The sequence below is a fragment of the Actinomadura sp. 7K507 genome, assembly GCF_004348425.1.
GTDB lineage: Bacteria > Actinomycetota > Actinomycetes > Streptosporangiales > Streptosporangiaceae > Spirillospora.
The window spans coordinates 1-13,658 of sequence record NZ_SMKK01000022.1 but is presented as its reverse complement, the minus strand read 5'-3'; the positions used below and the strand labels follow the sequence as shown (position 1 = coordinate 13,658).

Sequence of the window (13,658 nt, the reverse complement as noted above, 5' to 3'; positions counted from 1 at the left end):
CTCACATCCGGAAGACGCCGTAGCCGACCGGCTCCAGCGGCGCGTTGGCGGCGACCGCCAGCCCGAGCCCCAGCACGCGCCGGGTGTCGAGCGGGTCGATCACTCCGTCGTCCCACAGCCGCGCCGTCGAGTAGTACGGGTTCCCCTGGGCCTCGTACTGGTCGCGGATCGGTGCCTTGAAGTCTTCCTCGTCCCGCGCGGGCCACTCCTCGCCGCGCGCCTCCATCTGGTCGCGGCGGACGGTGGCGAGCACGCTCGCGGCCTGCTCCCCGCCCATCACCGAGATCCGGGCGTTCGGCCACATCCACAGGAACCGCGGCGAATAGGCCCGGCCGCACATCGCGTAGTTGCCCGCGCCGAACGAGCCGCCGATGACGACGGTGAACTTCGGGACGCGGGCGCACGCGACGGCGGTGACCATCTTCGCGCCGTGCTTGGCGATGCCGCCCGCCTCGTACTCGCGCCCGACCATGAACCCGGTGATGTTCTGCAGGAACACCAGTGGAACATTGCGCCGGTCGCACAGCTCGATGAAATGCGCGCCCTTCTGCGCCGACTCGGAGAACAGGATGCCGTTGTTGGCGACGATCCCGACCGGGTGGCCGTGCACGCGGGCGAAGCCGGCGACCAGCGTGGGCCCGTACTCCTTCTTGAACTCCTGGAAGCGGCTGCCGTCCACGATCCGGGCGATGACCTCGCGGACGTCGTAGGGGGTGCGCGGGTCCTGCGGGACGACCCCGTAGAGCTCGGCGGGGTCGACGGCCGGCTCCTCGGACGGTGCGACGTCCCACGGGCGGGGCTCGCGCGGACCGAGCGTGCCGACGATGTCGCGGACGATCCGCAGCGCGTCCGCGTCGTCCTCGGCGAGATGGTCGGTGACGCCGGACGTGCGCGAGTGCAGCTCGCCGCCGCCCAGCTCCTCGGCCGTGACGACCTCGCCGGTGGCGGCCTTCACCAGCGGCGGCCCGCCCAGGAAGATCGTCCCCTGGCCGCGGACGATGACGGCCTCGTCGCTCATCGCCGGGACGTAGGCGCCGCCCGCCGTGCACGAGCCCATCACCGCCGCGATCTGCGGGATGCCCAGCCCGGACATCGTGGCCTGGTTGTAGAAGATGCGGCCGAAGTGCTCACGGTCGGGGAAGACCTCGTCCTGGCGGGGCAGGAACGCGCCGCCGGAGTCGACCAGGTAGACGCAGGGGAGCCGGTTGTGCAGCGCCACCTCCTGCGCCCGCAGGTGCTTCTTCACCGTGACGGGATAGTAGGTGCCGCCCTTGACGGTGGCGTCGTTGGCGACGACGACGCACTCGCGGCCGGCGATCCGCCCGACTCCGGTGATGATCCCGGCGCCGGGGGCCTCGTCCCCGTACATGCCGTTCGCGGCCAGCGGCGACAGTTCCAAGAAGGGGGAACCGGGGTCCAGGAGCGTGTCGACCCGGTCGCGGGGGAGCAGTTTGCCGCGCGCGGCGTGCCGCTCGCGGGCCCGCTCGGGACCGCCGCGCCCGGCCCGGTCGACGTGCTCGCGCAGCTCCGCGACGAGGGCCTCGTTGTGCGCGGCGCTCACCTTGAACGCCTCGCCCGTCACGTCGGCGCGGGAGCCGATCTCGGGTCCGCTCATGGCCTCCCCTCCCGGTTAACGATCGTTAACAACGCCGATGTTAATGGCCATTAACAACTCTAGTCTAGACTGGCCGCCATGACGTCCCGCCCCGCCGGGGCGGCCTCCGGGCCCGATTCCCCGGCAGGCCCGCCCAACCCGCGCCGGGCCGAGATCCTCGGCGCCGCGGCCGAGCTCTTCGCGCGCCGCGGCTACCACGGCGCGTCCATCGGCGACCTCGGGCGGGCCGTCGGGCTCACCGGCCCCGCCCTGTACCGGCACTTCAGCGGCAAGGAGGCCGTCCTCGCCGAGATGCTCCTCGACATCAGCGAGCGGCTCCTCGCCGAGGGCGTCCGCCGCGCCGCCGCCCCGGACCCGGGCCGCGCCCTGGACGCGCTGCTGCGCTGGCACATCGCGTTCGCCCTCGACAACCCGGCGCTGATCACCGTCCACGAACGCGAACTGGACAACGTCCCCGAGCCGCAGCGCCACCGCATCCGCCGGCTCCAGCGCGCCTACGTGGAGGAATGGGTCGCCGTGCTGTGCCGCCTGAGCCCCGGCCTGCCGGACGACCGGACCCGCGCCGCCGTCCACGCCTGCTTCGGCCTGCTCAACTCGACCCCGCGCAGCGCCACCGGCCTCGGCCGCGAGGCGATGGGCGACCTCCTGCACACGATGGCCCGCTCCGCCCTGGAGAGCGCCGCGCACCGGCCCGGAAGCGCCTCCTAGCAGGAGGCCGCGCGGCCGTCCAGGGACGCGCTGACGGCCTCGGCGAACTCCCGGACGTCCAGTCCGGCACGGTCGAAGATCTTCTGCACGCAGTCCCGGAACGTGCTGGAGAACGTGCTGTAGTGCGGGGTGACCGGACGGGGATCGGCGCGGGCGAGCGCGGTCACCACCGCGCGCCCAAGCTCGGCGAGCTGCACCGGGCCCGGCGCATCGGCCTCACCCGGGCCGAGCGGCTCACCGGTGAGGGACGAGCACGTCCGCGCCTCCACCTCGGCGGGGGAGCGGCGGTCCGGGGCCAGCCCGAGCGCGGAGTACCGCCCCGGCGCGAAACCGCCGCACGAGAACAGCAGGCGCTGGCTCCGCGTCCCGCTCAGGAACTCCACGAGCTCCTGGGCGAGCCCCGGGTTCGGGGAGTGCGTGGAGACCGCGAGGTTCTGCCCGCCGAGGACGGTACGGCCGGGCAGTGCCCGCACCCCGAACCTCAGCCGGTCGCCGTCCCGCATGCGCGGCTCGCTCGCCAGCGCGGAGAACACGTACGGCCAGTTGCGCATCAGCCCCGTCCCGGAGGCGAACGCCTCGATGCTCTCCCGCTCCCCGTACAGCCGCGACGCGGCCAGCGCCCCTCGCGCGTACGGGGCCATCTCGACGAGCGCCGGATACACCGAGTCGCGCAGCTCCTCTTCGCTCGGCCGTCCGTCGCCGGTGAGCAGGCCGCGGCCGCCGCCGTTCCACACCGCCTCGAGCGCGTTGACCGTGAGGCCCTCGTAGCCGGAGAGCTGCATGGCGACACCGGAGCCGAGAAGCCCCGGCCACGCCGTCGGCGGCGCCACGCCCTCCCGGTTGTAGAGAAGCCCGACGTCCACGTTGAACGGGATCGCGTACTGCTCGCCCTCCCATTCACCCGTCCGCAGCGCGGCGGGGAAGAAGTCGTCCAGACCGGCGACGTCCTCCAACGCGACCAGGTAGCCGGCTTCGGCGAACTGCGCCGTCCATGTGTTGTCCATGATGAGGACGTCATAGGCGCAGCTCCCCGACTCCTGGACCGCCTTGATCTGGCTGTGCTGCTGGTCGGTCGACTCCGCCACCTCCACGGGTGTGGCGTGGGGGTGGGGGCGGCCGTCCGGGAAGCGTCCCTCGTTCCACTGGCGGATGAGCGCCCGGCGCTGGTTCCGAAGGCTGACGTCGGTCCCTCCGGCGACGAACAGCTCCTCGCGGTCGCAGTCCATCTCCATTGCCGGGTACGAGGACTCCAGCGGCCCGAGGACGACGACCAGGGCCGCGATCAGCATCAGCACCGCGCCCGAGGCGAGGGCGGCCTTGGCCGTCCGATCGTGCGGGAGGTACCACCGCCGCGTCATCATTGCTCCGTCATCTCAGACCCGACAGCAGCTCGGCGGCCTGCTCCGCCTCGGGGGCATCGGTCAGCTCCACGCACCCGGAGCCGCCGTCACCGGGGCCGAGCGCGTCCACGACCTCCTCGACGGGCGTGGAGCCGCACGTCGCCGGCCCCGTCAGCACGACGGTCACCCGCAGGTCGGGATGCTGGTCGCGGAACTCGCCGGACAGCCACGCGGCCCGCGCGCCGAGGCGGGGATTGGTGTCCGGGCCTTGCCCGTCGGTGACGAGGATGAGGTTGGGGCGTCCGGGGCCGAGGTCGGCCGCCTCGACCGTGTCGGCGAGCGGACGGTCGGCCCCGGTGGAGGCGACAGCCTCCAGGCCGTTCGTGACGGCGTTCTTCTGGCCGGGGGACGCGGCGCCCTGGGGAACGTTCCCGACCGTCCCGCTGTCGCCGGGCGACGCCGTCGACGACGACACCTGAAGGCCGGCGCGGTCGTTGCCCTGCAACTGCGTCACCAGGCTGCGCAGGAAGGAGGCTCCCCGGCTGAGGCGCGAGCCGCCGTGCGCCCGCGCCGCGCCGCCCATCGATCCGGACACGTCCAGCATCAGCGACACCGAGACCCTCGGGCGTGCCGCTCCGACACGGTCCAGGGTCGCCTGCACGCCCTCCGGTCTCGTCAACGCGACGGCGGCCGGCATCACGCGTCCGCCCACGACGTCGTGGAGGCGTGCCAGGGGGTGGTGCTCGGTGTCGCCCTCGCGGGCGGGCGGGACGGTGCCGCGGGTGTCCCGGAAACCCTGGAGGGTGAGCGGGTTGTCACCGAGCCAGCGGTGGAACCCGGTGACGCCCGCGTCCCGTGCCTCGGTGTCCTGGCCGCCCCACTTCACCTGAATGAACGGGTAGTCGAGCGTCGGCAGGTCGGTCGCGTAGTAGGGGTACAGCCGCCATTTCGCGTCCGGGCCGGCTCCTCCGGGACCGCCGTGTCCGCCGGTGCCGCCGCAGCGGTCGCCGAGCGGCCGCCCCATGTCGTAGTCGTACAGCACCTGCTCGGGGACGGCTACGGCCATGTCGTCCGGGGGTTCGGAGTCCTGTGCGGCGGCGCGTTCACGGAACCGGCACAGCAGCGAAACCGCGTCCGGCGCGGCCAGGCCGGCCGGCGCGGTCACCCGCTCGTTCTGCGCGTCGCCGCCGGGCATCGCGTCGTACAGCGCGGGCGTGACGGCCAGCGCCGCCGACGACGTCTCGGGGACGGGACGGGCGATCCCGCGCAGCGGCACGCGTGCCGCTTCGAAGCGCTCCAGCAGCTCCGCCGCGCTCGGCGCCATCGGCGGTGCGAGCGGGTCGTGCACGGACTCGTGGGCGCCGGAGAACAGCGCCAGTACGAGCGGCGATGATCCGAGGGAGCCCAGCGACCGGAAGGCGGGACCGCCGTCCGCCGCCCCCGTTGCTCCCGCCCGCCCGGCCTGGCCGACCTGGCCGGGACCTTTCGGGATGAATTCGTACTCGGCGGTCGAAGCCGGAATCCAGACGTCGGGCTGCGGGCCGAACAACCGCTCGCCGTCGGCGCGCGGCCCGCCCTCGGAGGCGCTGCGCCGCCACAGCAGCCTGAACCCGTCGTACAGGGGGAGCGGCCCCTCCTCGGGGACCACGGTGACGCTGTACTCGCGGCAGCCGCCGTCCTCGGCGGCCGTTTCGAACTCCGCCGCGGCGGCGCGCAGCGGGGTGAGCGTCTCGGGCGCGGTCAGGACCCGCAGCTCCAGCGGCAGACCGCATGCGCCCGTGTGCTCCTCCAGGAACCGGACGGAGGTGGCGCCGGCGAGCAGGACGACGGCCATCAGCGCCGCGCCGGCGGCGCCCCACACCAGGGACGTCAGAGCCGTCAGCAGCGGCGCCCTGACCCGGTCGTCCATCGACTTCAGCAGCCGGAAGGCCAGCCAGCCCAGCAGCATGACGCACATGACCGTCACGGTGGCGGTGATGAGCGTGCCCAGCCACGGGACCGCGTAGACCTGCGTCATCGTCACGGTGACGATGACCCCGGAGCACACGCTGAGGATGACGGTGAGCGGCCAAGGCTCGCCCCCGCCGCCGTTGCCGGAATCACTCATGCGGACTCCATGCCGCGCTGGCCTCGACTGGTCGGCCCCCGGAAACCGACCTCATGATATTTGCGGGCGCGGGACAGGTCAGGAAAAACAATGACCTGCATCGGCCGATGCGTCCCCGCCCGTATGCGAACCGTCCGCTTGTCTTGACGCGCTCGCGGCGAGATAGGCCAGGATGGACGGGAGGTCACCCGGCCGTCTGACTGACCCGGACCGAGGAGTGCCGCATGGGCGTTGAAGGTGTCGGCTTCTACGAGATCGCACGCAATCATCCGGACCGTCCAGCGCTGCTGGCTCCCGGCGTACCGATGACCTACGGCGAGCTGCACGCCGAGGTGAACCGGCTGTCGAACGCGCTGGGCGGGCTCGGGCTGGGTCCCGGCGACTCGCTGGCGACCGTGCTCGGCAACCGGCCCGAGTTCCTCACCGTCCTGCTCGCCGCGTTCCAGAGCGGCCTGTACCTCGTCCCCGTGAGCCGCCACCTGACCGCGTCCGAGATCGGGTACATCCTGGCCGACAGCGGCGCCAAGGCCGTCGTGACCGAGAGCGCGCTCGCCGGCGTCGTGGCGGGCGCGGCGGACGAGGCGGGCATCCCGGCCGGGAGACGGGTGAGCGTCGACCCCGCCGAGGGCTTCGGGTCCATGGCCGAGCTGTGCGCCACGGGCAGCGCCGACCCGCCCGAGAAGCGGCAGATGGGGTCGATCATGCTCTACACGTCCGGGACGACGGGCCGGCCGAAGGGCGTCCGGCGGCCGCTCATGGACATCCCGCCGGAGCTGGTGCTCGACCTCATGCGGCAGACCCTGATGAGCCACCTCGGACTGGAGCCCGGAGACGAGGTCCATCTCGCCATCGGGCCGCTCTACCACTCCGCGCCGTGCGTCCACGCGCTGATGTCGCTCAACCTCGGTCACGCCCTCGTGGTCGCCGAGCACTTCCAGCCCGAGGAGACCCTGGAGCTGATCCAGCGGCACGGCGTCACCAACTCGTTCATGGTGCCGACGATGTTCCACCGCATGCTCGCGCTGCCGGACGACGTCCGGGCGCGCTACGACCTGTCGTCGCTGCGGCAGGTGTACCACAGCGCCGCGCCCATCCCCGTCGAGACCAAGCAGCGGACGATGGACTGGTGGGGACCCGTCCTCTACGAGTACTACGGCTCGACCGAGAGCGGCCCCGTCGTCGTCGCCACCCCGGAGCAGTGGCTCGCCCGCCCCGGGACGGTCGGGTGCGCGGTCGACGGCGTCCAGATCAAGATCCTCGACCCGGACGGGGCCGAGCTGCCGCCGGGGGAGACCGGCCTGATCTACGCGAGCGGGCAGCCCGGATTCGAGTACCACGACGACCCGGAGAAGACCGCGTCCGCCATGCGCGGCGACTTCTACACGCCCGGCGACCTCGGCCACCTCGACGAGGACGGCTGGCTCTACATGAGCGACCGCCGCACCGACCTCATCATCTCCGGCGGCGTCAACATCTACCCGGCCGAGATCGAGAACGCGCTGCTGCAGCATCCGGCGGTCGGCGACGTCGCCGTCATCGGAGTCCCGGACGACGACTGGGGGCAGCGCGTCGTCGCCCTCGTCGAGCCCGCCGGGGGCGCGGCCGCGGGCGACGCCCTGGCCGCCGAGCTGCTCGCCCACTGCGAGCCCCGGCTGTCGAAACTGAAGCATCCGCGCCGGATCGAGTTCCGCGAATCGCTGCCGCGCACCCCGTCCGGCAAACTCAGCCGGCGCCGCGTGAGGGAGGACTACCTGGGGGAACGCGCCGGCTGAGCGAGCGGTCCGGTACGCCGGGCGGGACGCGTCCGAAGTCGTCGCGGTGAACGTCGAACGCCTCCGGAGGGTTCTGCGTACAACGGCACATGAAGGACCAGAAGGTCGCGCCGCTCGACGACGTCGCCCCGACCCCTGCCCCGACGAAGACCGACCTTCCCGTCATCACCGACCCCGCCGCCTACCTCGGGGCGGCGACCGCGGACGCCGCGTCCCGCGGGGACACACCCGCGGACCAGGCTCGCGCCGACCAGGCCCCCCGCGCGGACCAGCCCCCCAGCGCGGACCAGGTTCCCCGCGCGGACCAGGCTCCCCGCGCCGAGCCGGGCGACGAGGACAACCGCGCCGGGATCGCACGCCTCGGTGACCCGGTCGCGGTCTGGCCGTGCGCCGGCTGCGGACGGCCCGTGCCGCAGCCGGTGCGCGGCGCCCGCACCATCCGCTACTGCCAGGACGGCGACGGGGACTGCGAGCGGTCCGCCCGCGAGAACCGCGAACGCGGCCGCCAGTCGCCGGGCCTCACCGGCCAGGTCGCCTGGGCGTGGGAGATGGTCGAGCGGCTGGAGGGCGCCGCCGACCGGCTCGCCGGGTCCCTCATGTCGGAGCTGGGCGTCGCCGGCGTTGAACGGCGGGTCGCCGACGCCCACGCCGACGCCGCCGGGCACGTCGCCGTCGCGCAGCGGGAACGCGACGCGTCCCAGCGGCAGGCCGAGGTCGCCTGGCGGGAGACCGCCACCGCCCGCGCCCGCGCGGACGCCGCCGAGCAGGAGGCCGCGTCCACCCGGACCCGGGCCGAGCGCCTGGCCGCCGAGCTCGACGCCGCCGGCCGGGAACGCCAGGAGGCCCGGGACCGGGCCGACGCCGCCGACGCCGCGCGGCTCGCCGCCGAGCGCGACCGCGACCGCGTCGCCTCCCGCGAGGGCGAGCTGCTCGCCTCGCTGGAGAGCGCCCGCGCGGAACTGGTCTCCCTGCACGGGCGGCTGTCCGAGGCCGAGACCCTCGTCGAGGGACACCGCGTCGAGGCGGAGGCGGTGAAGCGCACCACCGAGGACCTGCGCTCCGCCGTCCGCGACGCCGAGGCCAAGCGCGGCCAGGCCGTCGCCGACCGCGACCAGGTCCAGGCGCGCGCACGCGACCTGGAGCAGCACAACTGGCAGCTGTCCCGCGCCGCCGAGGAGCTTCGGGCGGTGGTGAAGGCGCTGACCGCCGAACGCGACGCCGCCCGCGGCGAGGCCGAACGGGCCCGCCGCCGGGTCGACGCGCTCACCGGCCTCGCGGACGGGCAGCGCGACGGCGGCCCCCGCCCGCCCGCCGGCCGGGAGCCGCCGACCGGGCTGCACTCCGTGCCGCCGGTGAACGGATCGTCCCTGGACGGCGGCGACCCCCTCGCCACCGACCCCGCAAGACGCCACGGCCCGCTCAACGGACATCGCCTTCCCCACGTCGGCTGACCGTCATGCCGGCGGACCGAAGCACTGCGAGGAGGTGAGGCCCTTCCCACACTGCACTGGCCCTGATTCCGGCCGCCGTATCGCACCGGGGTGGTACGGCGGCCGGTGCCTGTCCACGGGGGGTGTCGGCCGCGGTCCTCCAGGTGGCCCGGTTCGCTACGTGGCTCGGGATTCCAGGTAGGCGGTGTAGTCGAGGGCGCCCGCATGGACGGCGGCGTGCACGGCGCGGGCGATCCTGGAGCCCCAGACGGAACGCGGACCCGCGAACGGCTCGGCCGCTCCGCCACCGGTCACCGCCGCTTCCGCCTCCCCTCCGCCATCGGTCGCCGCCGCCCCGCTACTGGTCGCCGCCGCGCCGCTACTGGTCGGCGCCGCGATGCAGACGGCGTCGGACGCGGTCCCCGTGCACGGATACCCCGCTTCGAGGAGCGCCTGCGTCTTCGCCTCCGTCGCGGTGATGACGGCGTTCACCAGCGCCGCGTCGTTCAGCGGAACCGGGACGGCGACGACGATGTTGATGGTCCCGGGGGTCCACGCGGGCGGAGACGTCCCGTCCAGGCGCATCGGCGCCAGCTCGGAATCGCAGACGCCGGCGGGCGAGGCGGCCCACGTCGGGACCCGCAGCCCCACCGTCGCCGAGACGGCCACGCCCTCGTCGTCCCGCCGCATCGTGCGCGACACCGACGCGGCCGTGAGCATCCCGACGCCCGGCCCCTCCAGGCCGTGCGATCCGGCCAGTTCCATCAGGTGGACGACCGGGTCCATGCGCGAGTAGCCGCCCGCGACCTGCGCGTTCAGCACCCACCCGGCCGGGCCGATCCCGCCGCCCAGCATCGCCGACGAGATCATCCGGTATCCGGCGCCGGCCCGCCACACGGTCGAGGCGAGCCGCGTCCCGTCCTCCACGCGCCACACCGTCTCAAGCCTCATGGACGCTCCAACGACAGGATCGGCCGGCCGCCGGGGCCGGGGGTCACGTGCACGCGCGCGTCGAAATGCTCCTCGACCGCGGAACGGGTGAGGACCCGCGCCGGTTCGCCCGCCGCCGCGACCCGTCCGCCGGAGATGAGGACCAGTTCGTCGGCGTACTGGGCCGCCAGGGTCAGATCGTGGATCGTCGTCACCACGGTCAGCTCGTCCGACAGCCGGAGCCGGTCGACCAGCTCCATCACCTGCTGCTGGTGGCCGATGTCGAGGGCGGTGGTCGGCTCGTCCAGCAGCAGCACCGGGGTCTGCTGCGCCAGCGCGCGCGCCAGCACCACCCGCTGCCGCTCACCGCCCGAAAGGTGATCCAGGAACCGGGACGCGAAGCCGGTGAGGTCCAGCCGGTCGAGGACCTCCGCGGTGATGTCCCGGTCCCGTGCGCTCTCCCGTCCCAGGTGCGGGATGTACGGGGACCGGCCGAGGAGGGTGTAGTCGAACACCGTCATCCCCGCCGGGAGGTTCGGGCTCTGCGGCGCGTAGGCGACCAGCCGGGCCCGCTGCCTCGGCTTCAGCGCCCCCAGGTCCTCGCCCGCCACCTCGATCTCGCCGTGGGACGGCACCAGGCCCAGGACCGCGCGCAGCAGCGTCGACTTCCCCGCCCCGTTCGGCCCGATGACCGCCGTCCACGACCCGGCCGGGACGTCCGCCGACACCCCCTTCAGCACGGGCCGCCCGCCCAGCGCCACGTCCAGGCCCCGCACCCGCACCGTCACGTCTCCACCTGCCTGCGGCTCGCGCGCAGCACCGCGACGAAGAACGGCCCGCCGACGAACGCCGTCACCACGCCGAGCGGGACCTCCGCGGGGGCGATCACCGTCCGCGCCGCCAGGTCCGCCACCGCCAGGAACGCCGCGCCGCCCAGCAGCGACAGCGGCAGCACGACCCGGTACGAACCGCCCGCCAGCCGCCGAACCAGATGCGGCACCACGATCCCGACGAACCCGATCAGCCCGCTCACCGCGACCGCGCACGCCGTCGCCAGCGACGCCGCGACCAGCACCGTCATCCGGACCCGCGACGCCGACAGGCCGAGCGACGCGGCCTCCTCGTCCCCGACGCTCAGCACGTCCAGGAGCCGGCCGTGCGCGAGCAGGACCGCCGTCGACACCAGCGAGTAGGGGGCGATCAGCGCGAGCTGGTGCCAGTCCGCCGACCCGACTCCGCCGAGCAGCCACGAGAAGATCCGCTGCAGCTCCTCCGTCTTCACCTGTTGCAGGAACGTCTGCACGGCCGCCAGGAACGACGACACCGCGACCCCCGCCAGCACCAGCGTCGCCGCCCCGTTCCCGCTTCCCGCCGTGCCGCCCAGCACGTACGCCAGGAACACGCCGGAGATCGCGCCCACGAACGCGGCGAGCGGCACCGCGTACCCGGGATCGCCCGGCACCACAACGATCACCAGCGTCGCGCCGACCCCGGCGCCCGCCGCCGCGCCCAGCAGGTACGGGTCGGCGAGCGGGTTGCGGAACACGCCCTGGTATCCGGCGCCCGCCATGGCGAGCATCCCGCCGACGAGCGCCGCCATCAGCGCCCTCGGCACGCGCAGCTCGAACAGGATGTTCTCGTCGATGACGCTGAGCCCCGAGTCGATGTGCACGAACGGGAGCCGGCCGGCCAGCGCCTTGAGCACCCCGCCGACGGGCAGGCCCGCCGAACCGACCAGCACCCCGGCCAGCAGGGCCGCGGCCAGCAGCGCGACCGCCACCGCGAGCGACACCGGCCGCAGCCTCGCCTGCCCGGCCGTCTGCGGCAACCCCTTTCCCATCACCCAGGGCCGCTTGCCCCAGGGCCGCTTGACCCCGGGCCGCTTGACCCCGGGCCGTTTGGACGCGCGCTGCTCGAACTCGGCCTGTTCGATCTCGGGCCGCCCGACCTTGGGCCGCTTGACCTCGGGCCGTTTGGCCATGGGCTGCTCGAACTCGGGCCGTTCGACCTCGGGCCGTTCGACCTCGGGCCGTTCGACCTTGGGCCGCCCGCGTCCGGACGTCTCGGAGACGTCCTGCGGCTGCTCGCGGACGTCCGGGGACGTCCCGGCCGGGTCATGTGGATCGGCCGGGACGTCCCGGGAACGGCGGGACCGGGGTTTCACGGGCGGGTGCCCGGCAGGGCGGTGATCACTGGACGTTCTGCACCGCGTCACCGATCGCCTTGACGAACTCGGGCAGGCGGGGACCCCAGCGGGAGGCGATGTCGTCGTCGAGTTCCACTACGCCGTCGTTCTTGACCGCGCCCAGGTCCGACCAGCCGGGGCGCTCGGCGACGGTGGCGGCGTTCTGGCCGCAGCATTTGGTGTCGGCCAGAAAGATCAGGTCAGGGTCCTGTTTGAGGAGGTAGTCGCGCGACAGCTGCGGATAGCCGCCGGCGGCCTTCTCCGCCTCGTCGGCGATGTTCTTGAGCCCGAACAGCCCGTACAGCTGGCCGGCGAACGTGCTGGACGTCACCGAGTGCAGCTGGTTGTCGAGCTCGTGGTAGTAGCTGAGGCCCTTGCCCTTGGACGACGCGGCGACGGTCTTCTGGATGCTCGACCGCATGTCCGCGACGAGCTTGGCGGCCTCGGCGGTGCGGCCGGTGGCCTTCCCGAGGTCGTTGATCTCGTCGTAGGCCTCGTCCAGCTTGGTCGCCGCCGGCTCCAGCAGGACGGGGATCTTGACCTTCTCCAGCGACTTGACGATGCCGTTCAGGTCGTCGGACACGACGACGAGGTCGGGCTTGTACGCGATGACCGCCTCGGCGTTCGGCTTGAAGCCCGACAGCTTCGTCCGTGGCGCTTCGTCCGGGTAGTTGGAGTAGTCGTCCGCCGCCACCACCTGCGGCCCGGCGCCGATGGCGAACAGCGTCTCGGTGTGGGTGGGGGAGAGCGACACGATGCGCTTCGGGTCGGCCGGGACGGTCACCGCGCCGTTGGCGGCCTCAACGGTGACGGTCTTCGCGCCCGAGGCCGCGTCGCCGGTCTTCTCGTCGCCGCCGCATCCGGCCGTGAAGATGACGGCGACCACCGCCAACACCGCGCCGAGGGTACGTACGGGTCTCACTGGAGCCTCCTGGCAGCCAGGGAAGCCGCGGCCCGCTCATGACGGATCGCCCTTCCACGAGGTCGAAAGATCGTCGGCACGCGAGGAGGCGACCTGGCTCGGCCACTTCGAGAGGGGCACCACAGTTGCGGGACAGCGCCGGGTTCGCACCGGACTTCGCTCCTTGCGCGCAGCATCGCAACGTTATCAGGCACCGAATCCGATCCGTCCCGATCCAGCGGAGTGAGGTCTCACTCCGTCATTGACGGTGTGAGGACTCACTCCTTATCGTGGGCGGCATGGAGCCCACGAGCCGGCGCCGTGCCCCGGGCATGAGCGCGCACCAGCGCCGCGAAATGATCGTCCGGACCGCGCTGCCGCTGGTCGCCGAGCACGGGACGACCGTGACGACCGGCCAGATCGCCCGCGCCGCCGGGATCGGGGAGGCGACGATCTTCCGCGTGTTCGCCGACAAGGACGAACTGCTGGACGCCTGCATCGCCGAAGCGCAGCGCGCCGACGATGTCCTGGCCGAGATCGCGGCGATCCCGCTCGACCAGCCGCTACCGGACCGGCTCGCCGAGGCGGCCACCGCGATGGAGGCCTACCTCGCCCGCATGGGCACGGTCATCGGCGCCCTCCACGCGACCGGCCGCCCCACCCGCCGCCC

At 73.4% G+C, this 13,658-nt stretch carries 11 protein-coding genes and 1 riboswitch; of the genes, 4 read left to right on the top strand and 7 right to left on the bottom strand.

Annotated elements, in window-relative coordinates; genetic code table 11:
• Nucleotide 1: 1 nt before the first annotated feature.
• Nucleotides 2-1,615 (bottom strand): carboxyl transferase domain-containing protein, encoded by a 1,614-nt coding sequence (locus tag E1285_RS07705; RefSeq protein ID WP_132149558.1) that lies wholly within the window; start codon nucleotides 1,613-1,615, stop codon nucleotides 2-4.
• Between the two features lie 78 nt (nucleotides 1,616-1,693).
• On the opposite strand from E1285_RS07705, the gene E1285_RS07700 reads away from it, so the two are divergent.
• Complete coding sequence (locus E1285_RS07700) at nucleotides 1,694-2,323, top strand: TetR/AcrR family transcriptional regulator (protein ID WP_132149556.1); 630 nt, start codon at nucleotides 1,694-1,696, stop codon at nucleotides 2,321-2,323.
• Here the strand turns inward: E1285_RS07700 and E1285_RS07695 are convergent.
• Nucleotides 2,320-3,681, bottom strand: coding sequence for an extracellular solute-binding protein (locus E1285_RS07695; RefSeq protein ID WP_165966501.1), 1,362 nt, complete (start codon nucleotides 3,679-3,681; stop codon nucleotides 2,320-2,322). The genes E1285_RS07700 and E1285_RS07695 overlap by 4 nt on opposite strands.
• A gap of 10 nt (nucleotides 3,682-3,691) precedes the next feature.
• Entirely contained in the window at nucleotides 3,692-5,770 is a 2,079-nt protein-coding gene (locus E1285_RS45390) for a VWA domain-containing protein (protein ID WP_165966500.1), read from the bottom strand.
• 224 nt (nucleotides 5,771-5,994) lie between these two features.
• On the opposite strand from E1285_RS45390, the gene E1285_RS07685 reads away from it, so the two are divergent.
• A complete protein-coding gene (locus tag E1285_RS07685; protein WP_132149552.1) occupies nucleotides 5,995-7,542 on the top strand; it encodes an AMP-binding protein in 1,548 nt (515 codons plus the stop codon).
• An 89-nt stretch (nucleotides 7,543-7,631) separates the two neighbouring features.
• Nucleotides 7,632-8,993, top strand: coding sequence for a chromosome segregation ATPase (locus E1285_RS07680; protein WP_132149550.1), 1,362 nt, complete (start codon nucleotides 7,632-7,634; stop codon nucleotides 8,991-8,993).
• Nucleotides 8,994-9,149: 156 nt separating this feature from the next.
• Here E1285_RS07680 and E1285_RS07675 read toward each other — a convergent pair whose 3' ends face one another.
• The 4 genes from E1285_RS07675 to E1285_RS07660 form a co-directional block, all read right to left on the bottom strand.
• The gene (locus E1285_RS07675) at nucleotides 9,150-9,923 is read right to left on the bottom strand and encodes an adenosylcobinamide amidohydrolase (RefSeq protein ID WP_132149548.1); all 774 of its coding nucleotides are present in this window, start codon (nucleotides 9,921-9,923) and stop codon (nucleotides 9,150-9,152) included.
• Nucleotides 9,920-10,690: an ABC transporter ATP-binding protein gene (locus E1285_RS07670; RefSeq protein ID WP_132149546.1), complete on the bottom strand. Its 771-nt coding sequence runs from the start codon at nucleotides 10,688-10,690 to the stop codon at nucleotides 9,920-9,922. The genes E1285_RS07675 and E1285_RS07670 overlap by 4 nt, the downstream gene beginning before the upstream one ends.
• Complete coding sequence (locus tag E1285_RS07665; RefSeq protein ID WP_132149632.1) at nucleotides 10,687-11,742, bottom strand: iron ABC transporter permease; 1,056 nt, start codon at nucleotides 11,740-11,742, stop codon at nucleotides 10,687-10,689. The genes E1285_RS07670 and E1285_RS07665 overlap by 4 nt, the downstream gene beginning before the upstream one ends.
• Before the next feature lie 349 nt (nucleotides 11,743-12,091).
• Nucleotides 12,092-13,009: an ABC transporter substrate-binding protein gene (locus E1285_RS07660; RefSeq protein ID WP_132149544.1), complete on the bottom strand. Its 918-nt coding sequence runs from the start codon at nucleotides 13,007-13,009 to the stop codon at nucleotides 12,092-12,094.
• A 72-nt stretch (nucleotides 13,010-13,081) separates the two neighbouring features.
• Nucleotides 13,082-13,204: riboswitch (cobalamin riboswitch) on the bottom strand.
• Nucleotides 13,205-13,287: 83 nt separating this feature from the next.
• On the opposite strand from E1285_RS07660, the gene E1285_RS07655 reads away from it, so the two are divergent.
• Nucleotides 13,288-13,658 (top strand): TetR/AcrR family transcriptional regulator (locus tag E1285_RS07655; RefSeq protein ID WP_243722626.1); only part of this gene is annotated, 371 nt, incomplete at its 3' end.